Origin of the sequence: Rhodopseudomonas telluris, assembly GCF_042432815.1 — a bacterium.
In the GTDB taxonomy this organism is placed as follows: Bacteria; Pseudomonadota; Alphaproteobacteria; order Rhizobiales; family Xanthobacteraceae; genus Rhodopseudomonas; species Rhodopseudomonas telluris.
The window spans coordinates 1,035,119-1,059,845 of record NZ_JBHLWM010000008.1; the positions used below are offsets into that span (position 1 = coordinate 1,035,119).

Consider the following 24,727-nt stretch of genomic DNA (forward strand, 5'->3'; position numbering starts at 1 on the left):
CGACAGGTCCGGAGAACTCGGATTCTTCATCTTCCCACCTTGACTACGGCGCTGTGTGAGCTGGCGGCCCCGGACAAGGCTTCAGCGGTGAAATGCACGTATCCAGCCGGAGTGTGGATCAGCATCAGCAACGGAAAATGCTGGCGGATCGAAAGCAGTGCGGCGGTGTTGACGTCCTTCCCGGACGGGCCGCTGGGGACGAGATGATTGTGCCAGGTCCCGAGCGCGTAGAGTGCACCACCAGATCCTTCGATCAAATCTTCCAACATGGGCCTCAGTCCCTCGGTGCCCAGCACGAACTCGTCGCGCGAGAATTTGCTGTCGGACGGCGCGGGCATGGTGCCTACGACGTGGAAGACGTTGGCGACGTCAGAATATCGGCCAACGATGATGCCGCCCGTCTCCGAGCCACAGCGCGCAGCGACCTCTCGCCGGATCGTGTCGTCGACCTCCGGACTAAGGCGCACGACGCTGTCCGTGCCGTCGCCTACGACGATACGCGGCCGGATATCCTTTCGATGCCATATCTGGTTCAGCCCATCGGCAGCCAAACTGCCGACCAGCACCTCGCCGGTCTCGGGAAGACCGTCACGTTGGAGCCGGCGAATATGCTCGGACATCGGCGCCGCGAACGAGGACAAGCGGCCGTCCGACAGCGGCATCGTGATGGCCGCGCAGCCCTGACCGATCGCGATCGCTTCGGCCTTCGTGTTGAAGACCTCGTTCCTGAGGGTGGGATCCGAATGGATCAGGTGATAGGCCTCGCAGATCAGATCGGTCGCCGACGGGTTGGCCTCTGGCCCCTCTACCGACATCAGGCCGACGCTTCCGATGCCCAGCATGCATGCCTCGACCACCCGGGGCCTGTCGACCGTGACTCCAGGCAAGACCAGCGCCTCGCGCACGCTTGCGGAGCCGGTCGTATCTACTAGTGCAAAGCTGTCTCGGGCGACCAAAGGGGCGATCGATTGGTCATCGAATGCGCGCGCGACGACATCCACGACGTGCGGCACCGTCGGCTGCTTGAGGGTCGCGAGTGCCTCGGCTAGGTAGTGCGCCTTTGGAATGGACCAGAAGCTTTCGACTTTCGTGTCGGAGGGAAGCGTGGCGTAGCGCGCGAAATTGTGAGGTTGCAGGATGCCGTCGTCGATGAGGGCCGCGGGTCCCCGTCCGGACCTGGCGAGATGAACGGCGAGTTTGGATCCGATGCTTCCGCATCCGAGGAGCGTCCAGGGACGCAGTACCTGCCCGTCGTCGCCCGCAGCGCGTCGCAGCAATTCGGGGGATATCTCATCTCGGTGCGTGGCGGTCCTGACCAGCTTGCCGCTGCCTGACGAGAGCGCCTCACCGCCGCGCAATTCCAAGACGTAGGGGCATATCTCGATCGGCGAAGTCGTGCCGATCACCTCGAACGGGCGTCGCGCCAACAGAATGACGGCTATCGGTTGCTTCTCCTTCAATTTCGATTGCGAAACCCGCCCCTGCAGGATTCCGAGCTTCGGCTCCAGGAATTTGCGGCAGCCCAGTTCGGCAGCCCGCTTCAAGAGCTCGTCAATTGTCGTGACCGTTTCCGGAAGATAGCGGTCCGCCACGAACGGCCGACCGGTCGGGAGCTTTCCCGGCCACGCGACCAAGGCATTGGTGATGCCCCTTCTCCCTCGGGCACCGACCGGCTCGAACCACCACTGATCGGCCATTTCGGGCCGCAGCGGCAATTTTTCTCCTGGCGGAACCTCCATTCGATAAGTGACCAGTTCGCCACGATCGGAAGCGTAGTACCAGGCCGCGAAGACAGCGCAGCCGCCGTCTCTGGTGGGCAAACCCGTCAACCAGGTCGGATCCGCGACGATCACGTCGTCGCTCCCGTCACGCCGCACCGGCTCCCAGCCGTGCTGTGGATCGATCAGCTGCGCCATAGCAGCCTTGTCTAGCCAGTCGACCAGTTGTTCGAAAAGGCCGCCTATTCCGCGAACCCGCAGAACCTCACGCGGCGAACCGGCGACGAGACACGGTTCAGGTGGACCGCCGTTCCTCGAGGGCTGAATGTGCGGATGACTGCGATTGAAGTCCGCGCGGAGGCGGATAAGCGGCGCCCACAAGGGATATCCTGCCGTGAAGATGAACGTCACGGGCTCGACCGCGCGGACGCCCGACGGGCTCTCGCCCGCAGCCCTCCATGCGTTCGGGAGTTCGGTCCGGATCTCCACTATGGCTCGGATGGCGTCGTTTCCTTCGATCCGTTCGGCGGTCACCCGTTCGACGGACGGGTGAGCCTCGATCAGGCGCAGCGCCCGTCGGACGGGTATAGGAATGTCGTCTGCCGCGGAGATCGCCGCCATCGGCTCATCCGTGGGCGAGCGGCTGGCTTCCGATACCGGTACCGGCGGCGACGCTGACGGCGACCGCAGCGCGCTTGATGCGCGGTCCGGCCGAAGTGACCTCTATCGCCAGCGGGTCGTCGCCCGGACTATCGGCAACGCACTTGAATTCGCCCTTCACAGGATCGAGGATATCGACGTATTCGCGCTTCGCACGGATGCATGGCGGATCGTTCTTGTCGTCCTTGATGATCTTGCTGCTGGCCACGATCAGCGCGCCATCCAGCGGCTGCCCGAGAGCGCTCCGGGCGGGCTCGGACACCTTGGCTTTCTCGCCCTTTTCGGACCAGCTATCGTAGGAAAGGCTGTGCCACGAACAGTGGTGCGGAGCGATCAGAGCGTCGTACTGCAGACGCTCGGGCCACTTCTTGTTGCGCTCCCAGATGAGGTCCCAGATCGCGACCTCGGCGTCGCCGCCGAGAAGGAAGCGCCCGCGGGTGACCTTGGACACCTTCAGGTCCAGGCGCATGATGACGCTGGAATTGTTCTTCGTCAGCACCTCCTCCTCCGCTTCGTCGTCGGCAGGCATCGGCGCCAGCAGTCGCGCCTCGAAGGAAGTGTCCTGAACGCCGCAGATCTTCGAGAACACCTCGTCGACCTTCACCAGGATTTCCGTCAGGTCATCGGTCTTGCCGTCGACGTCCTCGCCCAGGATCAGGATGCGGTTGCCGTCCTGGGCGGCCCGTTCCTTCTTGAACCTGTTGGCGCGGCGGCGGGCCTCGTCGCGCCAAGCCTCGGCGTCGGCGCAAAGGACATGATCCTCATCCTTCGCCTTCGCCCGGCGGAACACGATCGGCGAGGACCACATTTCACGGATGATGATCTTGTCGTCGGCCTTCACCCAGGTCGACGGGTCGCCGAGATGGAAGTGCTTGACCAGGCCCCGGATGTGGTCGGCGTCCGGATGGGTGTTCAGAAAGCCATCGACGAACAACCTCCCCTTATCGTCCCGATCGAGCTTGTTCCGGAGCTGTTTCCCAACGTTGGGGGTGTCGTCGTCATCGTCGTCGGCCGCTTCCCGGATGTTTATGTCGGTCAGGATCCGACGACAGGACTCGGTCTCGAACAACACCATGTCGCCGTTGTCGACTTTGAAAAGTGATGCTTTGACTGCCATTCCCATCCCCCTGATTCAACGATCGAAAGGTCGGTCGCGACTCCTTGACCGATTGCAGATCGATCGGGCGCAATTAAGTAGATATGACGGCAATTTGGCCACGCAAGATATGCTACCGAACTGAATATAATCCACTATATATATGAAGTTGTTAAAGTTTTAGGCCCATGGAACCAGCTTTGTTCACTTAGTGTTCTTGGGGGATAGCGCCGTCTTTCAGGGGGCAACGGTCCATGGAAGACCGGAGATTACGAATTCCTGGATCACGCCCTGGTACATCCCTGCCATGGCGCGGAGCGGCTCGAGCAGGAGCTGCGGCTGAAGGGTCTGCAGGTCTCCGCCCGCGGCGTCCGCGGGGTGTGGCAGCGCCATGGTCTGCTGACCAAGCACGAACGCCTGCTGCGGCTGAAGAAGACCGCCGCCGAGCGCACCATTGAACTGTATGAGGAGCAAACGAGACTGCTCGAACGGCTCTCTCCCGAGTTTTGCGAGCGCAGATAACGCGTGCGATTATCGACGCGAAATACAGTCCACAGATAGCCGCCCGATGCGAGCACTTCGTTCTTGAAGGGCGCGCCATTCGCACGTTCCCACCAGGATAGGGAAGGAAGTAACCGACGAGCCGATGTCCAAGCACGGTGTGCACGGACGCATCTCCTGTTTCCAAGAGCGGTAATACGCTTTGATGCCGCCTGGCAACGCTTCGGAGCGCGGAGATACATACCACGAGCCGCGCAGAAGCATCATTTGGCCGCGATAACCGGCCTGAACTTCCGGACCGCACAGTGGATCGAGATTGTTTCTTGCTGCCTCATTACTCCAAGACTAGCATCGACAAGGTTGCCGCCTACTTCTGAAATAGATACACCTGATTGGAAGATGCGGAAGTATTCCGACTAAGTCGAGGTCGCGTTCGTCAAAACGGCTTTGGCCATTGTTGGCGCCCCCTTGATCAGTGCGGCATTTTGATCAGCCCACTGCTTCCGTGCGAGCGACCTCGGGACGGCCTCTCGTAACTTGCCGCCGGCGATGTTCTTGACGAAGTCGGCGACATCCATCGGATCAATCTCCTCCATGGCGGCTACCTTCTCGAGGATCGGAGCCACTTCCTCGCCTTTCGTTTTCGGCAGGATCAAGCCGAGATCGTGGACTTCGCATTCGAGACCAGCCATCGACAGCACTGCACCAAAGACGGCCGTCGCCTGAGTACAGCGCCAGAGGAGCAGATGCAGGTCGGCTTCCTCCTGCGCCAGGGTGGTCGTTTCGAGATCCCAGTCGAGGAAGGTCTTCCGGCCCGCCGACAGCAGGTCCCTTCCGCTCTGGTCGAGATAAGCCGGGACATCGTCGTCTTCGTAGACCGCCCTCATCTCCGCGATCAGCCGGTCATGCGCCGGTTCGAAAGTATTCCGTTCGAACCGAGGAACGACACCTCCGCGATGCGGAGCTAGCAAGAGTGTTTGGGTCTTTTCGTCGATCTCGCGTACGATCCACCGCTGCCCGGCGAATACAACGAGGCTGGCGATGCTCACGGGGTATGAAATCGGTAGCACGGTCAGCCGAATGACGGTACTCGTGGTCCCTCCTCCCACTCGATACCCGCGATTTCGATCAACTCATCGAATGTCGTCGCGGATGCCGACGCCATCTCCAATGCTTCAATCTCAGAGGGCCTTGAAGATGTCATCGCCCAATTCATAAAACTGATCGGGAATGGACCTCGGACTTTCGTTTTCAGAGTCTCTACTCGTTGATAAATCAATCCAGCGTCCTGGCGACCATCTTTGACACCTTGCGAATGTCCCTTTGCGAACATCGCACGAAAGATTGGATCATCCGTAACCATTTTTGCCATTTTGGCATCGAGCCTCCGTAGGATCTTCTCTTCTCGGCATCGAAGAGAAGCTACGCCGATGCAATCGACAAGAGCGCCGATCTGATCGCCATCCGGTGGATTGTCGATAGCCCACCGAACAATTTCAGTCAGATAGGCCTCCTCATTGAGGATGCCTCGCGACAAAAGTCCGAGAACTGCATAGTTAAAGTTCTCGCTATTCAGCATTGACCAAGCTTCATGCTCGCCAGCATCAATTACGCTGAAGCGGTTCGTGATGGCGCCAACATCGGTTCTCTCGAATACTTTCCAAGAGATCGGAGCGTCGCCCGTGTAATAGTACAACTGGAAGAGGCGTATTCGATAGTCATAATAAATCGAGATGTAAGTAGCATACTGCATCATACGACCTGCCATAACTCGAGCGTTATGACGGGTCTGTTGCTCGACGTGAATGATTGAATTCTCTCCGACCCACGCGATTTTATCGGCACGCCATAGTTGCTGAGACGGGCGAAATTCTTCCTGAAGCCAAGTTATTGGTTGATGGACATCATCGGCATTCCAATCACTGGTATTTAGCTCGTTCGCGTCAAATGCCGCATTGTCCTTACAAAGCTGCAACAAGACGCCCGGCTTCCCCAAAAGAGTCTTGATCAGACGATCGAATGGGCGGTTTTCGTCGTCCATCAGGACATCTGAGTATCGATTGTTGAGAGGTAGAGAAATGGTCGGTCTCCTTATTCCGATCTCCGCGGCCTCGCTTTGAAGAAGTGCTCGCTGCGCTATAAAACCGACGGCCATGTCAACGAAGCGGTATCCTTTGCCCATCGCGAAGACGTTCGGATCTTGATATGATCCGAACGGTCCATATAGAACTTCGACCGGTTCGCCAATGAACTCGCTGGGGTTTCCGTGAAAGTCTCACTCGCTCGTTTGAATGAAGCCCGAGAACTCCGCAATATCGCGCTCGCCCTGATCGACCGTCATGGATCGAGCGTTGTCCTCGTGGACAGGGACAGGAAGATCAAGACCCGCCAGATCGAAGTTGGTGACCTCCAGATCACGCTGAGAGCGCCGATGGGCGAGCACATCCTGGACGTCTATCACGGCCGAAAGGTCTTCAGTGTGAGCTGGAATGACGTCGATATGGTCGAGGTTGTCGCCTTCAAGCCCGGGGACTGGCGTCAACTCCTGCTCTCGCTTGGCGACAACGCATCGGCATTTCCGAACGCTGGCGCGCCCCAGAATGTTGCAGTCGACAGCGGCTCGGCCTTTGGTTACCCGCGAGTTCCTCAAGAAGCGCGTTGAAACGATGATTACCGAAGTATACGGGATTGCGAATCTCCCCCAGCAATCGGCCCCAAGTGGATCTACCTCCCCAAACTACACTAGCGACTCGACGACGCTATCGCCCCGCGTCAGTCTCGTCTTCTACCGTTTTTCCGAAACACTGCTCTCGGCCGAGGTCGTCGAGCGCACTGACGGAGCCAGAGTTACGGCTGCTTCATGTTGGGCCGGTTACTCTCGACAGCAGGTCACGTAAATTCATCCTGATCCGGGCCTCTGCCTCAGCCTTGGTTACCGACCACAAGCTGGCTAGTTCAATGGCCGCGACCTGAACGTCGGCGGGCGTCAGTGGACGTTTGCCGCTGCGGGCAAACGGTCCGTCCGTCTCGGTCAATATGCGATCCCTCGGCATTCCCGCGGCAAGCGCCTTCCCCTTTTCGCTCCGAAGCATGGCGGGTCCGACCGAGAACCAGCAGTCAAGTGATATTGCCGACTTCAACTGACCTTGCGAGCCTGAGAACCAGTGCAAGACGGCGGTATGGCCACACTTGTGCTTGCGTAGACTTTCAATGACGGCGTCCGCGGCGCCGCGGCTGTGAATGGTGAAGATCCGGCCCCCGCGGTCCTGGGAACATGCCAGAATTCGGTTGAAGACCTTGAGCTGGATTTCTGAGTGCTGTCTGTGCGCGGGCGATCCGTCGAGCCCAATCTCGCCGACGTAACGTGTTTCATCCAGCAGTCGCTCAAGCAACGACACCTCGTTGTAACGCTCGTGAGCAAGTTCGGGATGCAGGCCAAGCGCAGTGCGGATATGGCGCTTTCCCTTCGCAAGGGCGGCCGTCTTGGGCCATGCCTTAGGCGTCGTCGTGACCGATAGCACATAGATGCCAGCCTCTTCGCACGCCACTGCCACTTCCTGCGGATTCTCGAACAGGTCAAGATGGCAGTGGAAATCGATCAAACGGCAAATCCTTCGGAAGCAAGGTAGCGGCGGAGCTCTTCCATGCCTCGTGCCGCAACGTCGATGTATTCTTGTCTGTCCTGCGCTGCGAGAGGCAGCGGCCCGGCGTTCATGACGTATCGCTCCATATCGCCACCTCGAACGAGAGCAGCTTGTACGGCAATCAGGTCATCCCGACCACCCTCGTCCGTCATGACCGCATGCAGATCGGGGTATTGATAATCCGTGCCATCAGAGACGCCGGCGGCGTGAAATGAGGCACGTCGAATGAGACAGGGAACGCACCTACCGCACTGCTGGTTGCGTCGTTTCCACTTTCCGCATGAAACGGTCTCCCTGGCGAAATCGGAAAACTTGTGTCGAGCCGCATTCGCCGCGGTCATTTCGCCTTTCGTAAGGTGTCTATAAGGATTAGAAACCTCGACCGGAATGCCTGCGCCATCAAGCAGGGCCTGAATGCTTCCGAGGAAATGCGGATGCGCCGTTCTGGTGCTGTGCGATCCCAAACGACGGGGCGTCAGTGGCGGGTTCAGTGCGATTAAACCGTTCTCGCAGACGAAAAGGTTCGCTTTCGCCATCCTGCGATAGCGTGCAACCGCCTCTGCGGCCAACGTACCCAGAGCAAGGAACTGAAAGCTCCTCGTCCTCTGACTGTCGTCGTCTGCCCCTGCCCAGGTCGGGTAGCTATTTACTGACATGCGTTCGCACGTACTTGGCAACAGTTCGGCGATGACGTCCTGTTTGTCGGCATCGCCCTTCGAAGCATGGCTCACGAGGAGCGGACGCGAACCACGACCAAGCAGATCCAGTGCGCCGATCGCGCTATCCAGTCCACCTGAAAAGAGCGAAACGCAATCTACGTTCGCAAGATTGACCACCCGATTGCGAGCCCTGATCTCGGATACTGGAGGCGGGTCCATGCCGCCACGCGTGAACTCGAAATGCCAAAGATCAGAACTCAGAAATCGAAGCGTGGACTCCAGAAGCGGCTTTAGTGGAATCCATTTATCGGGGTCACTGAGCGGCAGATGCATTTCGAAGGTACGTCGCCAACCGTCGGGTTCGTCCGCACGCAGGATAAACGTGTCGGCCGCGGTCACCGCCATAGCGATGGACAGAAGATCCATAACGGCGCGGGTGGGCTGCAACAACAAGCGGGTAGCCGCGTCATACGCTTGTGCGCCGACCGTACCTACGTGCGCGTAGGGAGGGCTCGATCCGTATAGCCAAACATGGACGTCATCATCGGGCTCGACTGGGATCGCCTCGCGATCAATGTGAAACACAAACCGGCTCATGGGTATCTTTCCCACTCGCGCCAAACTTCGTCCATGGCCGCGCGCTCAAGGGTACGAAACTCTTCGCGCGTCGCTCCAGCGAGGCCTTCCGCGATTCGCGGACCAAAATGCTTGTCGACCACCACGCGGATGAGCTCGAGAAGATCCGCCTCTGTCTGTGTGGCATGCGCGGCATCCGGGGCGTGATTCCAGGCATCCCCAGCGGCACTTGTGATCTCGATAAAGAGAATTCGACTGAAAAACTCGACCATGATCTGAACGAGAGCGTCCGGCGTGAGCATGGACGGATCAAAAACGCCTGCCTCCGGCAACACTTCTGTAATGGCCTCTTGAATAGCGACAGTGATGTGGTCGGCATCGATATTCTCAGGTGCGAGCGCACGAGCGATCTCTTGCGCGGCAACGTTGACCGGTTGTCCTACCAGCGACGAGAAATCGACGCCGCTTGGTCCTTGGCCGGTACCGCCGGCGCCGATGTTTGCAAGGGTTTGGCCGAGAGTCGCACCCGAGGTGTACGCCGCCCCAAACCTGCGCGGTCCAACCGCCGCGCCAAGCGTCGCATCGCGGGCATACCTCCCCAGAGCGGACGAAAGACCAGTCGTTCCGCCACTCGCCACCGCGCGCCCGAATTCAGTACGGAATCCGCGAAACCGCTGTCCCTCCGGCTCGGGCAACGGCTTGCCGGGCTCGTCGTCCACTCCAGGCGGTACCAATGGAGATGAGTTCTTGGGGCCCTTGCTCGATCCGGAAGTGCCCATGACCTACCCTTTGTACCAATCTTCGCTGGACAACATGCTTCGCAGCCATGGCGGGCATGACGGGAGGTCATTGAAAAACCGGATGGCAATCTTTGACGCATCGGGGGAAGCGCGTGCGAGCAGCACCGCGCCGCGGACATCTGCCCGCACCTTTGACCAATCCGAGTTCTTCCGCATTTCTGCCACGAGCGCATCCATGCCCACGACCTCATGTCCGCCCTTGAGCGTTAAAACCGCCGCGATGGCTGCCTGAGAGGACATTGTCGGAGTTTTGAGCAAGGTTTCGACGGCTTGGGTGACATGAGGCGATACTGCTGCCGATGCGATCCTGACGGGAATGGTTTCCCGTGCGAGATAGACAGCAGGCTTCAGGTCAAGTCCGGCCAGTTTGGGCTCAAGCCTTGCCCAATCCGATACGAAAGCGAGGTGCGGGTGCCATTTTTCCGGCAACAACGCCTTGTGGTCCTCGATGGGTTCGCCGTCCTCAATCGGTTGGAGAATCTGAAGTTTCCCGCCCGGCGCGGCGTTGATCGCGTTATGCAATGCTTCGGTCGCCGAAGAATCTACGCAACGCTCGAAAAGCGCTAGCTTCGCGATGATGGCTTCGTCGAGCGGCATGCTGCGCTTCCGGGCGATGGCCGCGCGCATGCGGACCACGTTCAGAAGTCGCTTCACGATGCGGGGATTCCCAAGAACGCGTTCAGAATGGGCGAGTAGCGGCGCCATGCGATCTCCCATCTCGAGGGAGCGGCGGAGCGTGTCATCGCCTTCCTTGCCGACGCTTTTGAGGACGTCATCGATCTTGAATGGCTCGTCCTGCGTCCAAGATCTCCGCAAACGGTCGATGAGGAAAGCTCGCACGGTTTCGCGAAGTTTCGGATCGGCACAGGCGCTCTGGAACAGGAGCAGAGATAGATAAGCACGAACTTCCTCAACACCGACACGAGGAACGCGCACTGGGATCTGGATGAGTTTGTCGAGATAGTCGGTGACTTGCTTTTCGCCTGGCTCCTTGAAGTGCCGCGCCACCGCATGCCGGATCATGTCTTCGTCTGCGCCGATGACGAACGCCGTTTTCGGCATGAACAGAAACAACCGAACCGCTTCCAATGTTTGGATCGCATTCTCGGGCAGGCAACGGTCGAGATTGTCGATGAATACGACCAGCGTCTTCCCCAGCCCGTCCAGCACTTCGCTAAAGTCTTTCCGGAATGCGGCGATTTCTTCGGGCGGCCCCTTCTCCGAGACGTCGTTGAGTAGTCCCGACGCCTGATCCTTGACATCGGCGCCTGCCTTCTTGATGGCCTCCAAGTCTTCCTTGTCGGCCGTCCCTCCCCACAGATCGCGCACTCCTTCTAGCCCACGTGTGATGAGGCCGAACGTCGGGACTCCGGCGGCGAGCGCCCCTCCTTCCACCAGAAGCCCGAGAGCCCTCAGCTTGTTGATCCTGCCGAAAAGCGACATCGCCTTGGACGTCAGCGGAGCCGGCGCAGCCTTGACGAGTTCGTCGGCGATGACTGACATCAACGCAGCGCGCGCGTCGTCGAAGTCCTGATAAAGCCAAGCGTCAAAGTGGATGACGAGGTACTTGTCTTTAGCCTTCTCGAGCTCGTTGGCCACAAGCCGAAGCGTGCTCGATTTGCCGACGCCCCAACTTCCGAAAACGCCAAGCGACATGGGAAGCAAGTCGGGGTTGCCGATCATCTCGGCAATCAGCTCTGCAACTTCGGAATAATTCAGAAAATCGATATCAGTATCGGTATCGGCCCACATGCAAATTCCTAGTCAATCGGATCGATCAAAAGAACGCGCTTATGGGTCGATTTTAATCGATTCTCTGATTGATACCACAGGCTGAGCCACTGCATCTTCGTCTTAGCGATGGTCTCACCGAAGCTGACCTCAGTTCGACCGGCGAATTGGACAATTTTGAAGGCCCGAACTTCCTCCGGGCGCTGACGCCTAGTAATTGGCGACGCCCCGCTCCACGGTACAATTTGGGGTGATCAGAGAGGCAGTCCGAATTGCGGTTCGGCCCCGTCCTCGGACTGCAGCGACGACAACGAGACACCAAGAAGCCGAACGGGTTTCGGCAGAGGCATCGCAGCCTCGAGCAGCCCGACCGACCGGGTCGTGAGGGCTGCCCGACTTGACACAGGGCTGGCCAACGTTCTGCTTCTTGAGACGATCTCAAAGTCCGAGAACTTGATTTTGAGAGTGACAGTCCGGCCTCGATTGCCGGTCCTCTCGCAATGCCCCCAGACCTTGTCGATCAGGGGTTGCAGCTCCGCGACCATCGCCTCGAATGAGGTCAGATCTGAGGAGAAGGTATTTTCCGCACCGACCGACTTACGGATGCGATTGGCGCGAACCGGCCGCTCATCGACGCCGCGCGATATCCAGTAGTAGTAAGTTCCGGCCTTGCCAAAATGCCCCTGCAGGAATTCGAGGGTCTGATTTCGAATGTCCTGCCCAGTTCGAATGCCGAGCGCGTTGAACTTCGCCGCAGTGGCCGGGCCGATGCCGTGGAATTTGCCGACGGGCAGGCTCTCGACGAATGTAGGTCCCATCTCCGGCGAGATGACGTATTGGCCGTTGGGCTTGCGATGATCGGAGGCGAGCTTGGCCAGGAATTTATTATAGGAGATGCCCGCAGAAGCGTTGAGACCAGTCACCTCTTTGATCTTGGCCCTGATGGCGAGTGCGATGTCCCGTGCCAGGGGGATGTTCTGAAGGTTCTGCGTCACGTCGAGGTAGGCTTCATCCAGCGATAGCGGTTCGATGATTGCTGTGTGCTCCGCGAAGATCTCACGGATCTGTTGGCTGATCGCCTTGTAGACCTCAAAACGCGGCTTCACGAAAATCAGGTCGGGACACTGCCGCCTCGCGGTGACAGACGGCATCGCCGAACGCACGCCAAACTTGCGAGCTTCGTAACTTGCGGCCGCAACGACGCCGCGCTCGCGCGAGCCACCGACTGCGACCGGTTTTCCCCGCAGCGCCGGATCGTCCCTCTGCTCGACCGAGGCGTAGAACGCGTCCATGTCGACGTGGATGATCTTACGATGGGCGGCTGAAGTAGAGGGTTCGGTCATGGCGTCAAACGGCGGGCATCTCCCCGTCCTTCTTCACACCCCGGGCAACGATCCGCAGTGCACCGTCCGGCAGCGGGCGCTGCAGCTTCAGAGCTTGCTCCTGAGAGGCAGACAGCCATGTCTCGACCTCGGCAGGGGTTGTCAGGATGACCGGCATCGCTTTCGGATGGATGGCGCCGACCTCAGCATTCGGTTCGGTAGTCAGGAACGCGTAGAGGTCGTTAGTCGTCTCGCCCTCTTTCACCTTTCGGACCGAAGTCCAGGTCGTCCAGATGCCAGCGAAGCAGGCGAGCGGACGGGTCTCCTCGAGTGCGAACCAGATGTCGCCGCCCTCAGCCTTGTTGAATTCGCTGAAGCTATTGAACGGGACCACGCAGCGGTTTTCAGAACCCAGCCACCGGGTCCAGTGTTTGGACTTCACGTTGCGGATGTTGGTCGTCCCGCCATCCGGCTCCATCCTCAGCACTTCGTTGAAATCAACGGTCTTCCCTTTGGCTCGCAGCTTGTCCGCTCGCTTTTGGGCGTTGTCTAAAAGCGCCTTCGCCGATGACGGCATGCCCCATCTGGCGGTGACGAGTTCGCGGCCGCCGACCCCGTTCCGGATGATTGGAGCCTTGTAGTCCGGAAATACGCCGGGCATGGGCGCGAGGTTGCCGACCTTCTGGCTGACGACACGGAAGAGCGCGGTGATGGCCGCCTGGTTGGTGGTGATCGAGTAGAGATTGCACAAGGTCAGGTCTCCGGATCTGCATGCCGTGCGCGCTGCGCCAGCTGAAGTAGCGTCGTCGGCGGCCGCTTTCCTGCCTTTGCGCACTTGCTGCAGCGAAGGCGACTGGCAAGGTCATGAACGCAGGTCGTCGACGGGTGACGGAGTGCTGCCAGGTCGACCTCATTCGGTGTTCTGCACCGTGAGCATTCAATCTCGATCCAGCAATAGCCGCCGTTCACGGCTTGGTCGATAGTCGGTGACGGATCGATTGGGCCGCCGACGGCCCACATCCTCTCGTTCCAGCTTTCACACAGCAGGCGGTCGGCTTGCTGGATCAGAGCCTCTCCCCTCGCCCGCATCTCCGCCGATTGGGCAGCTAGGAGGGTGGTCACCGCGCGCGCACGGCCCAGCTCCTTCTTTAGCGCCTTCCGGTCGCCTCCGGAGAGTGGCGTAGGATGGTGCTTCGGCGCCATCGGGACGGGTCAGCGCGTCTCGACGGACGGCCAGCAGCCGTCGTCCTCGTAGCGCCCAGTCCTGGAGTCGCACGTGCCTTCCAGAACTCGTCTTGCGATGGCCTTCAATGCAGTCCCAGCGCCGTACAGCCGCCCGGCGTCGGCGGTGCCAATCTCGACCAGACGGCTGCAGCGACGGCATGAAACGCGAAGCGTGGCTAAGGCGACCTCCGATATACTGCGGTCTGCGATCGATGCTGGTGGAGCCTCCTGGGCCCGTGCGTCGGCAAGGATGGCCCTCCAGTAGTCCTCCGGAAGATTCTCGTCAGGCCGGAGGTCGCCCACACATCCCCTACGCGCGGCCTCTACCGCCAGCTTTTCCATCTGTCGGGGGGTGGGCATTCGCCAGCTTGCGGGTCGGTCGGACATGCGCCACCATAGAACATATCGCGAACATCCGTCGAGTCCGCACGTACGCTTCGCCGATTGTCTTAGTGCGGCACGAGCAAATCCCTCAAATCTGCAAGCAACCCGAAAGGGAATGTTGCGGGGCCATGTTCCATGGGTCCAAGGACGCAAAATTGACTTCTGCCTCCTCCCGGCCCATCGAGATGAATCTCCTAAATCTGCAATCGACCGTGTGCGCGATTGGCGATGTCCACGGACGTTCTGACCTCCTGGAGTCTCTCATCAAGTTCATAGACGAGCATTCGGCCGAAACTCGTCGTTGCCCCCGTGTCTACTTCCTGGGCGACATCGTTGATCGCGGGCCGGACAGCCGTGGAGCGATGGATATCGTATGCGAAACACTCAAGCGATGGCCGGAAAGCCGTTTGCTCCTGGGAAATCATGATTTCATGTTTCGTGATGCCTTGACGGAGCAGAGGTTCGTCGAAGATTGGTTTATGCGTGGAGCAGCGACCACGTTCACCTCGTATCTCGGGTACTCAGGCCGTTTCACGTTCGATCACCTCAACGAGATCAAAGAACGCTTTGAAAACCACTTGGAAGTCTTGCAATCAGCGTCGTTCAGCGAAGTTCTAGGGCGATATCTCTTCGTGCACGCCGGTATCGATCCGAACCGGCCAACCGATGATCAGAAGCTAAGCGACCTGCTCCAAATTAGAGGACCGTTCTTGGATCACGTCGGCCGTCTCTCGCACGTCGTGGTTCACGGCCACTCGCCGTTAGCACCGCCACTTCCCGTTGCGACTGAAAACCGAATTTCGTTGGATACCAATGCGGTGTATACTGACGTACTTACGATGGCGTTGATCGACACCGACAGCAATAGAATGGACTTCTATTCGACTGATCAGAGTGGTGCAGTGAGGGCAACAGCTCCTCTCCTCGTCGATAGAGGACTCGGCGTTGCCTGCAATTGTCCGACGCATCAGAAGGTGTATTGAACACCATTGGCCGAAGGCATGCGTGGTGGGAAAGCTTGCCTTACAGACCTCTTCCAGACAAAAGCGGACGTCCGGCCTCTTTCGGACGTCTGCCGTTTGGCGCTTCTGACCCGAAGCCGACAACAGACGTTGCCCAGCCCCGGCGTCAGCGCCAGTCGGTCGAGCGGTTCGGCTATGTCGATAAGCCGATCATCCAGCCGAACGGCCAGTTGATCGGCGGCGAGGGGCGCTTAGAAGCGCTCAGGCGGCTGGCCTGGGGTGTAGTTCAATGCCGCGTCGTCGCGGGCCTGAGCTCGGCCGCCTACAAGGCACTCGCGCTGGCGCTCAATCGCATCTCCAAAAATTCGGGCTGGGACGACGACGTTTTTGCGCGGGCTGCTCGTCGAAACCCAGGGCGACGGCGACAACCTGCTCGATCTCGGCTTCTCGCCCGGCGAACTGTCCAAGCTGCTCGACGAACTGGCCGAGTTGGAGGTTCGCGAAATCGAGACCTGCCCGGTCGACGACGAATTCTGGATCAGCATCCGCGGGCCGCTCGTGCACCAGGCGCAGCTGCTCAAGGCGCTGCAGGACGCGATGAAGCCGTTCGACGGCGTCGCAGTCGAACTCGGGACAATCGGCACGAGCTGATTACTTCGAAAACGCCCTGCAATCCAATTTTTCCATAGTCAGGAGGATTGGATCCGACAAATCCGGCTTCATTTCCGCGCGGTACTTGTTTACGAATCGGATCGCGAGTTCAGCACAGGTCTTAGCAATAGGATTGAAATAAACGGAGGCCTCTGTTCCTGTGCCACCGCTCTCGCCACGCCCAACTGCCGAAAGCTGCCCTTTCTTTTGGTAGAAAGACAACTGATCGAAATATTCTGACGGGATGGTTGCGATCGAAAAATCCCGCGCGACTTCAAGCGAATGCAACTTATTGATGCCGGAAGATTTTGCCTCACTAAACTGATTTTGGACCGCTGCGTTTTGCGAATTTGACCCTTGTGCGTTCTTGGGCAACGGCGCCTTCGGCTGAGACGGTGGAGCTAACGGCGCCCTAGGTATCTTTCTTGGAGCAATCGCCGTAGGTCCAATCTCAGGAATTCGATCGTCGAAAACGTTAGGAGGAGGCTTCTGATCATCTGCCCAATCTGGCAGCTTACTTGGAGTGACCGTGTTTCGGACTTTGTTCTCAACCACGATCGAAATCATCTGAGTTTCTACCTTGTCGATCCTCTGTTCGAGCTTGCCGAGCTGATTGTTGCTAAGTGAAATGTTGTGACTGAGTTCATCGAGAGAAGACTGGCACCTTGATACAACGCCGCCAAAGCCAATCACTGCAATCACCGGCAGGATCGCCTTCCAGCCATTGCCGCCGAAAAAATTGGCTATCGACGCTGCGATATCCTTGTTCGCCTTCAGAGTATTGTCTTCACCGCCTTGAGTCGTATTTTCAGGCAATCGCAACCCCGAGTCAAAAATCCCGCGTTTCTAATAGTTTACCTATCCAAAATTTTGCGCGCCTATACAACGAATGGCGTAGGCGCTAGCTAAGCCAGTAGGCTGGAACTACGCAAAACATAGAAATTCTACAACAACATCAATCAACTATTGTGAGATCCGATATACGCTAATTCTGGGGCAAAGGTCGACAACAACGCCCCGCGCCGTCCGCGGCAAGGTCGCAATCCGACAGAAAGTCCTGGACGCGATCGTGCATGACGCTGCGGTGTTCGATGGCTTCGCCGGCTCCGGCGAGATGTTCTCGGCGGTCTGGCGTGAGGCCGCCCCTACACCGGCTGCGATCTCAAGCCGCAGCACGACGGTCGGCTGATGTACTGAGCCGACAACACCCGCGTGCTGCGCGTCATCGACCTCGGCAAGTTCACGATGTTCGATTTCGACACACGGCTCGCCCTGGCACTCATGCTCAATAAGAGACGTCCGCGTCAGACCGCTGCGAGACGTCAAGGCACTACTTCAATAGTCCGCTTCTGGCCCTTTGCGGCGCTCCGTCGAATGACCGCTTTCGGAGCATTTCCTCGCAAGAAAGTACAGAAGGCACGCTCCTGAGCCTAAGCTTCTGAACAGTCTGCGGCCCAGCTTGTCATCGTCGTGGCGAACGACCGGCCAAACAAAATCGTTAGCACCACGGCCCGCTCCTGCCATCTCAATCGACTGAATGCCCAGATGATTGGTTGGCTTGCCGAGTATCAGATCGCTCAGGCGAACCTGGAATACAGGCTCATTCACGGGTTCGTCTAGGTAATGTCGACATGGCCAGCACCCCACACAACTGCGTCGAACCGTGCCGCTTGCATCGCCGTCAAATTCGACACCACAATCATGCAGCCGTCGATTTACAGTTTGCTAATCGATGCGATGGTGTTCATGGATTCGGGATACAGAATGACCTACTCCCATATGGAAGTTACAGGCGACCTCTCTAGAAGCTTAGCCGAAGATCTCAACATTTATGGCAAGGTTATTGACATGGAGGTTGTCGATTTGCCCGCTGATAACAGGCACTTCGCCGTCGCGTTCGTAGCTTTGCGAATGCGTGAAATTCCATATCCAGTGGAGGGTGTAGTTTGCTTACTCAAAAGCTATGGAGAGGCGACCCCAACCGAGTGTATGGTGGATACCGTTTTCGAGAGCGAAGGGCCTTCAGCTTGTTTCTGTCCAGACAGAATTCTTAATCAACTGAGCCCAACCCAAGACATCGTCTCGTTATCATGGCGACAACGCTGCCGTGCGCTGCGTGACTGGGACAGTGAACGCTGGGCCGATGAATTGCTTGACGACCTTCCACAACTCTACTGAGTTGAGCGGCTCTTGGGATTTAATACAGCTCGACTAGCCAGCTTCAATGCATAGTGCAGATGAGGATTGAACACATATTCGAGTGGTCAACAGCGATACTCCGCGGATCGCGCCAACTGGAATAGTGGGTCGCCCAGGTCCGCGGATTAGCGGCCAGCATCATCGTTCAACGCGCGAGCCGTGCCTCCCTCTTTTGAGCGCTTTCCCTGCCGTTTCGGATAGATCGGCATCGCTCGGATGCATCCCTCGAGATGCGTCAGTTTCTCATGACCTTGGTGCTTAACAGCCGATGCATGTCCCAGTGTCCGCCCTCCCTAGCCGCTTCAGTCTCCCGCCTCCTCGGCCGAACAAGCCATTCGTCGGTGTCCGGATTATACAGTCCCGGCAGCCGCATATGATCGTTGATCGCCAAGAAGTCGGACACATTAACAGTTACCACTGTCGCATTCATGGCGATGGCGGTCGCCGCAATCTCAAGATCCCGCCCGATTCTTGCGGGATACTTACCCGGATTAGGCGCGAACACATTCTGTAGCTCTGGTACTATTGATAGATCAGTGAAAACATCGATGATGTGGTCGTTGAGCGCAATGATGCGCGGTCGCATCGCTAACAGGTTATCGAACCAATTGCTGAGAGCGTCTGCCCTAGCACTCTCGCCCTTCGAAGACAGGATTTTGATCCCCCGCCGAATCTCAATCACTGTGCATTGTGCAACGCACCAGTTTCGCGGTCGTAGACGATGACACCAATCGAGCACCGATGGCGAAGGCCGAGGCTTGGAAAGGTTCGACAGGACGTTGGTATCGAGGAGGTAAAGGGGCATTCGGACCGCGAATCTCGGTTCCCGAATACCATCTTCCACCACGGCTTGAGAAATGGTTAACGATCTCTAACCCACCGCGCCCTTCCGCCCGCTTTTCTCGGATAAGGGTGGGAGAGCTCCGTTTATCCAACGAATCCTTTCGTGAAAGCCTCAGACGCTCTAATCTGCGTGGATTCGAGGGTTAGCCGCTTGAAAAGACCGCACCAGCACATGTGGACCGAAGCCGAGGCGGTTGCGAACCCGCGCAAATTGTTTGAGGCCGTCTTGTCGGATGGACCACAACGAGTTCGTCTGCCGAACCAGGCAGACATTATCCTGACCCTCGAGCAATCTGACGAGGACGCGGAGAAGAGTCTGGCCGCCCTCCTCAAGCGCCCCAATTATCCGGAGGGCACGGATTAGGTAAGCGAACAGCGCTTGCTCGATAACTCACGAAGGCGACCACACTGCTAAGTCGCACCGGACCCGTTGGAATCGACTTCCCGCATAGATGACGTCATATACGGATTTAGGTCAGGGGAATGTCCCTCGATCGTCAACACCCCGCGTCTAAAGCTCGGCAGAACCACACCGTGCAGTCTTCGCAACTTCACCGAACGGAGGGATGCAGTTCGAGTATTCAATACTTCTCCGCTCTTGCAGCTTCAGGAGAATGCACCATTCATCTGATTTCTAGCCACTCCGAACACGGCCTTCTGTTGGCCCAGTTTCATGGCTTCCAAAGCCGTCTTTCCGCCGAGTTCGGGGTGTGCAGTCCTCAGGAATCGATAGACTAACCAGGGCTCCCTTCCGAGGACTTCGAACAGTTCGGATAATCCAGGCAACGGCATCCCGGCATCCGTAACTTGCCAACTCGGATATCTGACACCGCGGGTCGCCCCTTGCAGTCCAAGAATCTCGCCCCGCCCTCGCCTGACATTGACCGTCTCGTGCGAAGCTCCGATGAGAGCGCCGAAGTCGCTCCCGGTCAGCATGTCGTCGCCTTTCAGAATTTCTGCGATCTTGAACCTTCCGCGATCTCGGGCAGCTGACAACGATGCTTCCAATGACGAGACATTCAACGAAGCAAGGGTGACGAGGCTGCCGATCGCTTTCGCGCTGCCGTCTGGCGACACCTCCACCGTGAAGCGAACGGGTTGACCGACCTTTTTGGCCTTCTTCGCTCCAGCTGAGTACCATTTGAAAAATTCGACGCTCACACACTTCTCGATCGATCTCGGATTCGTTTTCGCCGAGATCTTCTGCTTCTTTCTGGGGATGACGATTTGTGCGGTACCCATTCCTCCATCCGGGCTGACACGCACTTTTCTGCGCTTCTTCGTTGCGCTCACTGCGCGATCTCGTTCCCGTGTTTGCACCATAACGAACCTCCATCACTCGACATCGCATCGAACTGCAGGGTCGTCAAGTTCGTCAGGTTCACCAGATGATGCCAGTCGAGCTATCGCTCTCTACAGGCGGCCGAATATCGTCCTCGCCGTTGGGGCTGTCCGCCGAAGCGGACGGTCCATGCGCAGTCTGCTTCCGAAATGGTCACGCTTCCAGAACCTCATTCTTTCCGCAGCGAGAGACAATCGTGAGTGTTGTTACTGCGTATCTTGATTGAAGGTCTAGACAAATCTGGATCACCACCTCCTCTTTCGCACCTTCTTTCTTGCATCAGAGGTCGTCGGTGTCTTTGGCGAAAGGTCTTCCGCCCTAATAAAATGGCCACGGAGCCATCCGAGCATGTAGCTTGACAGACCGGGGCGACCCCGACACCAAGAGATTACTGCGGTCAAGATTGGTATCCAATCGTCCTTCCGATGTTCAAGAAGAGCAGAAAGCCCAAGGCCGGTCGCTGCTTGGGCCTTTGGTTCAGGAAGAAATGACGTGGGCGGCCACAAGAATTCCAAGAATTCTTCGAATACTAACATATGAGACTGCATATCCGCGTTTGGACCAGCGAACATCGTCAGAACGGATTTGAGGTTAGGAAGCCCGCTTTCGTCTTTTAGAGCGATCAAGAACAGCAACCCGCTGGTAACAGATAGATGCCCGTGCCCGTAAGTTGCCAGACCAACGACGCAACCTGCGTAATCTGACGGACTCAGCTGGTTCATTTCGCAGGCGGCCGCAAGAGCAGCCTGAAGCCAAACGCCGTTACAACCAATGGCAAACTTTGCAATTTGGCGGTATCGCATATCATCGGAAATAATGACAAATTTGGAATCCGCTGCGAGAAGAGCAGCATCCAGAAATCGACTTCCGCCCACCTTGAGGAGCAGCTCTGCATTCTCCGAAAGCATATCAGGCATAATCACTGAGACCACGTCGCAGTTCTCATCGATTATTTTCCGGACCCGCTCAAAATGAGCGATCTGCCTATCGCGAAATTCGTCTGTGATCTCGTCACGATAGAAAATCCCGTCGCGATACTCGACGGTCATCTGCTGCTTCCCTCGGCCTTCCTCCGCACGTTCGAGCATCCGCTCGATCATTTCTATTGTGGCGCTCGGTGTCTGTAGCCTTCCGAAGAACGTTTTGAGAGCCGGAAGCGCTCCCGTATCGGCCGCCACCCACGCAGTGTATGGGTCAAGAACCGCTCCCTGTCCTCGGTGACGCTTTGCCAACTGCACAGCATTAGTGAGCTCTTCCTTGTCGCCGCTGCAGGTGACAATCTGGCCTCCAAGCTGCCGAATGTACTGAGCAAAGCCGACGACCCCACCACCCTGCCCGCGAGCAGCGATAGCAAGCGGGATGGAGTTCTCCCTGTATAGGCGAACTCGATTGGCATTTTGCTCAGCGCGCCGCCGGATGACGTCCAGGACGGCGTCTACGTTTCCTTCGGCTGCATTGAAGCGGACGAGCCCTGGATTGTCTGGAAAACGAGTCTCAAACTCCTCCAAAACCCTATGATGGAGATGGAGGTATTTGCTACGTACCTCAATCACTGTCCAAACCAGCGAGGAGCCCACCCCGGGTCTTTCAAGTTCGACCGTTTGCCCCCTGGTCAGCCCTAGAAAGCGCGGCGCTATTCCAGAATTTGGCGAAAGCACCCTTATTCCGAAGAAATCGCCACCATCATCAATGACAAAATCCTGCTGCTGACCATCGGAAGCCTTTATCGAGAGATGAGTTCCGACGCTTACAGACGCGGCTTCGAACATCGGGTTTGATTCAAGCATCATGCCCAACCCGGCATAGCCGAGAACCACGCCTGCGTTTTCAGAGTTTCCGCGAACGAGGTCATAGGCAACCGGATATGCTCGCTCTGGATGTCCGTTCATGGACACTTGCTGTGCGATTGCCATAATGAATTCTGGCGGGCCTACCAGACTTGGTAAATCGACTGCGTTCGACAATGCGAGAGCACCCGCTTTGTCATTCGAACGAACGAGAGCTTGCATCAGCCGCAGAACGACAAAAACATTCGTTGGATCTTTAACATGGAGACTGCGAAGGAGCTTTATCGCTTCGGGCAGCCGACCGACATCGACCAACACACTGGCGTGCGCTTGCTTGATGGTATCGATGTTGCGCAATTTGGGGGGAAGCTTGTCAAAGAAGGCGATGTTTCTCTGACGATGGGGGTGTTCATTCGCGTGAGCGACCGCCAGTCGTTCATAGTCGCGCTCAAACCCTTCTGGTGGAAGATGCCCGTCTAAAAGATCAATGACGCACGTGGGGGCCTGCGACTTCTCGGCGAAGCTGGCTAGCATCAGCCTTGTTGCAATGTGGGAGTCGTTCTGTACCGCACCGACGGCCGCTTCGAAGGCGACCTTTGAGAGATCATCAAGACCAAGGTGTTTCGCAACTTGCGCGATGAGGGTCAGGCCGCGCGGATTGTCTCGATTGCCTTCGATGAGGATCGCGATCGGCGATGAATCGATTGCGCTTCCGTCGACAGGCCGTCCACTCTCCATGATCGGCGCCAGAGCAATTGCGATCTCTACAACACCTTTCTCAACATCTGGAATAGCTCCCTTTTTGAAAAGATCAGCTGCCCGGCCCCATTCGTTGTTTCCCACTGCGATAATCCCGGCGTGGAATGCCAGCTCGGGATCATCAGGCATCAATGAGATCAGCCGTGACGCGAGCTTCATCTGATCGAAGCTCATAGCAATCATAACCGCATTCCGAACAATATCGGCATAGGTAATTGCCTCATCGGCTATACGCTCTGCTAGAGCGACAGCCTTCTCTCGATCATGAAGAAGCCGATACGCGATCATCGCGTTTGCTAACGTCTGCGGCGCGTCATCGAGACGGCTCTTCAGACGCCAGGGCTTTGCTTGCCAATCTGCGTCGAGGACCTCAGCAGCGTTCCTCAGCTGCTCGCGTTGATCGTCGCGATAGATCTGGGTGCGTTGGGCGGTCTCGTCCCGCAAAATCTCCTCAACGTATGAGGCGGCAGCCATGACCTGCAGGTGCTTAGACTCAGGATATCGTTCCAAGGCAGAACGGGTCCAGTTCCACCAAGCTGGACATTGGTTGCGAGCGCGCAGAAAGACGGCTTCAGCGACCGCCATCGGCTCTTTGTCTCGAAGAGCGTCTGGAATTCCGTCGAGCCCGTCGGTTACGCTCGGAACGCTTGCAGCAATTTGAGGTAGATAGGATGCGAGAGTATCGTTCTCTGGATCGGCAGCGAGCCTTTCTCTTCCGAATTTATACGCTTCTTCTGCGTCTCCACCGAGCCACAACGCCAATGCGCGGTTTGCGATCGCCCGACGATCTTCGGGAGCCTCTTCATAGGCTTCAAGTAACCATTTGACGGCTTGCTCCGCATCACCTTGTTCAAGGTGCTGAATGCCGATGTTCGCCTTTGCCCGAAAGCGAATTATCGGACTTGCATCATTAGGCAAGCTATCGAGAAAGCTTTGAAAAACCTGCAAGTTGCTTTTCGGATCGGAGCTCTTGGCATTGTCTCTTAGGCGGTCGAGTTGATCGGAGAGATATTGTTCATGAGCAGGGACCGGAGCGCTATCAAGGCCACCCGAGAGATGCGGCACACCCCGGCTGTCCAAGACCCGATGCATCATAGCTTCGAGCTGGCCAACGTCGGCACCGATGTTGGTCGTGATTTGAACAACTTCTCCAGCGCTTGCGCTGATCTGAACGCTGCTGGATTGATCCGTGTAGGTAACCGGCGCGCTGTTCGGACCGGAAAGCGCGCCGGTTATTTTCCCGGGTCTTTCCCGGGATTCATCCGTATGCCTTCGATTGTAACGTCTTTATCAGCCTTCACCTTCACCACGACTTCGCTGGCGTTGTGAACCTCGCGAATGAAAGCACTTCCTCCAGCAACGATGTCCAGACCAACACGAGCGTGGGCTGCGGATGATCCAGCGACGTCCTCCTTGAGGGCCTGAACCAGAGCCTTCACGAATGGCTCGATCTGGGATGCTTCGTCGGCCTCAAGGGTGCCACCAACATAAACTTCAAGGTCGTTCTTACCTTGCTCTTGCGTGGCGGGATCTTCGAGTTTGGCAAGCGCCTTGGTCGCCCGCGGGCCAAAGAGTTCACCTACCTTCTCCTTGAGATTGCGGTAGGCGTCCTTGGTACCTTCCTTGACCAGTTCTGTGCCTGCTGCGGCCGCACCTGCCAGAAGCAGTGTCGTTAGAGTGATCGGATCAGCCATAATGTTTCCCAGCTACCAAAACGGTGTAGCAATCCCACGCCAAGCGATTGAAGATCATCACAAACTGAAATCGACTTCAGCAGAGTCTGACATCAGTCCACCTTTGCATAGTGGTCAATTGATCATTTCCGGGGAAAAGCTTGGCCCAAAAATTCCTCGTTGACATCGGCACAAA

General features: G+C 57.6%; 21 protein-coding genes and 1 pseudogene. 6 read left to right on the forward strand and 16 right to left on the reverse strand.

All coding sequences use genetic code 11. The features are described from left to right. Positions 1-26 precede the first annotated feature (26 nt). Together cap2-3 and mblB are read right to left on the reverse strand one after the other, a co-directional pair. Positions 27-2,339, reverse strand: coding sequence for an anti-phage 6A-MBL system cap2_3 protein (gene cap2-3, locus ACFFJ6_RS22265; protein WP_378391923.1), 2,313 nt, complete (start codon positions 2,337-2,339; stop codon positions 27-29). Positions 2,340-2,343: 4 nt separating this feature from the next. After that, the gene (mblB, locus tag ACFFJ6_RS22270; protein ID WP_378391925.1) at positions 2,344-3,495 is read right to left on the reverse strand and encodes an anti-phage 6A-MBL system MBL-fold protein; all 1,152 of its coding nucleotides are present in this window, start codon (positions 3,493-3,495) and stop codon (positions 2,344-2,346) included. Positions 3,496-3,753: 258 nt separating this feature from the next. On the opposite strand from mblB, the pseudogene ACFFJ6_RS22275 reads away from it, so the two are divergent. Then, positions 3,754-3,993: pseudogene (locus ACFFJ6_RS22275) on the forward strand (IS481 family transposase); the annotation flags it as partial. Between the two features lie 398 nt (positions 3,994-4,391). On the opposite strand, the gene ACFFJ6_RS22280 reads toward ACFFJ6_RS22275, so the two are convergent. Continuing rightward, on the reverse strand, positions 4,392-5,024 hold the full coding sequence (locus ACFFJ6_RS22280) for a DEAD/DEAH box helicase (protein WP_378391927.1): 633 nt from the start codon (positions 5,022-5,024) through the stop codon (positions 4,392-4,394). 23 nt (positions 5,025-5,047) lie between these two features. Further along, positions 5,048-6,016, reverse strand: a complete 969-nt coding sequence (locus tag ACFFJ6_RS22285; RefSeq protein WP_378391929.1) for a hypothetical protein — start codon at positions 6,014-6,016, stop codon at positions 5,048-5,050. A 225-nt stretch (positions 6,017-6,241) separates the two neighbouring features. Between ACFFJ6_RS22285 and ACFFJ6_RS22290 the strand changes: the two genes are divergently transcribed. Next, positions 6,242-6,637, forward strand: coding sequence for a hypothetical protein (locus tag ACFFJ6_RS22290; RefSeq protein WP_378391931.1), 396 nt, complete (start codon positions 6,242-6,244; stop codon positions 6,635-6,637). A gap of 196 nt (positions 6,638-6,833) precedes the next feature. Here the strand turns inward: ACFFJ6_RS22290 and qatD are convergent, their stop codons facing one another. The 7 genes from qatD to ACFFJ6_RS22325 all read right to left on the reverse strand — a co-directional run bounded on the left by qatD (position 6,834) and on the right by ACFFJ6_RS22325 (position 13,910). Beyond that, entirely contained in the window at positions 6,834-7,577 is a 744-nt protein-coding gene (gene qatD / locus ACFFJ6_RS22295; RefSeq protein WP_378391933.1) for a Qat anti-phage system TatD family nuclease QatD, read from the reverse strand. Continuing rightward, on the reverse strand, positions 7,574-8,875 hold the full coding sequence (gene qatC / locus ACFFJ6_RS22300; RefSeq protein ID WP_378391935.1) for a Qat anti-phage system QueC-like protein QatC: 1,302 nt from the start codon (positions 8,873-8,875) through the stop codon (positions 7,574-7,576). Before qatC ends, qatD begins: the two co-directional genes overlap by 4 nt. Then, positions 8,872-9,573 carry a Qat anti-phage system associated protein QatB gene (locus ACFFJ6_RS22305; RefSeq protein WP_378391937.1) on the reverse strand — a complete coding sequence of 234 codons (702 nt, stop codon included), beginning with the start codon at positions 9,571-9,573 and terminating at the stop codon, positions 8,872-8,874. Before ACFFJ6_RS22305 ends, qatC begins: the two co-directional genes overlap by 4 nt. A gap of 63 nt (positions 9,574-9,636) precedes the next feature. Then, on the reverse strand, positions 9,637-11,406 hold the full coding sequence (locus ACFFJ6_RS22310; protein ID WP_378391939.1) for a KAP family P-loop NTPase fold protein: 1,770 nt from the start codon (positions 11,404-11,406) through the stop codon (positions 9,637-9,639). 233 nt (positions 11,407-11,639) lie between these two features. Continuing rightward, on the reverse strand, positions 11,640-12,728 hold the full coding sequence (gene dinB, locus ACFFJ6_RS22315) for a DNA polymerase IV (RefSeq protein WP_378391941.1): 1,089 nt from the start codon (positions 12,726-12,728) through the stop codon (positions 11,640-11,642). Positions 12,729-12,732: 4 nt separating this feature from the next. Next, positions 12,733-13,458, reverse strand: a complete 726-nt coding sequence (locus tag ACFFJ6_RS22320; protein ID WP_378391943.1) for an SOS response-associated peptidase — start codon at positions 13,456-13,458, stop codon at positions 12,733-12,735. A 2-nt stretch (positions 13,459-13,460) separates the two neighbouring features. Then, entirely contained in the window at positions 13,461-13,910 is a 450-nt protein-coding gene (locus tag ACFFJ6_RS22325; protein ID WP_378391945.1) for a hypothetical protein, read from the reverse strand. 560 nt (positions 13,911-14,470) lie between these two features. Between ACFFJ6_RS22325 and ACFFJ6_RS22330 the strand changes: the two genes are divergently transcribed. Next, positions 14,471-15,298, forward strand: a complete 828-nt coding sequence (locus ACFFJ6_RS22330) for a metallophosphoesterase (RefSeq protein WP_378391947.1) — start codon at positions 14,471-14,473, stop codon at positions 15,296-15,298. Positions 15,299-15,664: 366 nt separating this feature from the next. Further along, positions 15,665-15,928: a hypothetical protein gene (locus ACFFJ6_RS22335; protein ID WP_378391949.1), complete on the forward strand. Its 264-nt coding sequence runs from the start codon at positions 15,665-15,667 to the stop codon at positions 15,926-15,928. Here ACFFJ6_RS22335 and ACFFJ6_RS22340 read toward each other — a convergent pair whose 3' ends face one another. Beyond that, positions 15,929-16,744, reverse strand: a complete 816-nt coding sequence (locus ACFFJ6_RS22340) for a hypothetical protein (RefSeq protein WP_378391951.1) — start codon at positions 16,742-16,744, stop codon at positions 15,929-15,931. 948 nt (positions 16,745-17,692) lie between these two features. Here ACFFJ6_RS22340 and ACFFJ6_RS22345 point away from each other — a divergent pair. Then, entirely contained in the window at positions 17,693-18,106 is a 414-nt protein-coding gene (locus ACFFJ6_RS22345; protein WP_378391953.1) for a hypothetical protein, read from the forward strand. 256 nt (positions 18,107-18,362) lie between these two features. Here the strand turns inward: ACFFJ6_RS22345 and ACFFJ6_RS22350 are convergent, their stop codons facing one another. Then, the gene (locus tag ACFFJ6_RS22350; protein ID WP_378391955.1) at positions 18,363-18,809 is read right to left on the reverse strand and encodes a PIN domain-containing protein; all 447 of its coding nucleotides are present in this window, start codon (positions 18,807-18,809) and stop codon (positions 18,363-18,365) included. 333 nt (positions 18,810-19,142) lie between these two features. On the opposite strand from ACFFJ6_RS22350, the gene ACFFJ6_RS22355 reads away from it, so the two are divergent. Next, entirely contained in the window at positions 19,143-19,334 is a 192-nt protein-coding gene (locus ACFFJ6_RS22355; protein WP_378391957.1) for a hypothetical protein, read from the forward strand. Positions 19,335-19,576: 242 nt separating this feature from the next. On the opposite strand, the gene ACFFJ6_RS22360 is transcribed toward ACFFJ6_RS22355, so the two are convergent. The 3 genes from ACFFJ6_RS22360 to ACFFJ6_RS22370 form a co-directional block, all read right to left on the reverse strand. Next, a complete protein-coding gene (locus tag ACFFJ6_RS22360; RefSeq protein WP_378391959.1) occupies positions 19,577-20,263 on the reverse strand; it encodes a hypothetical protein in 687 nt (228 codons plus the stop codon). A gap of 294 nt (positions 20,264-20,557) precedes the next feature. Further along, complete coding sequence (locus tag ACFFJ6_RS22365) at positions 20,558-23,950, reverse strand: tetratricopeptide repeat protein (protein ID WP_378391961.1); 3,393 nt, start codon at positions 23,948-23,950, stop codon at positions 20,558-20,560. Positions 23,951-24,090: 140 nt separating this feature from the next. Beyond that, positions 24,091-24,552 (reverse strand): hypothetical protein, encoded by a 462-nt coding sequence (locus ACFFJ6_RS22370; RefSeq protein ID WP_378391963.1) that lies wholly within the window; start codon positions 24,550-24,552, stop codon positions 24,091-24,093. Positions 24,553-24,727 lie beyond the last annotated feature (175 nt).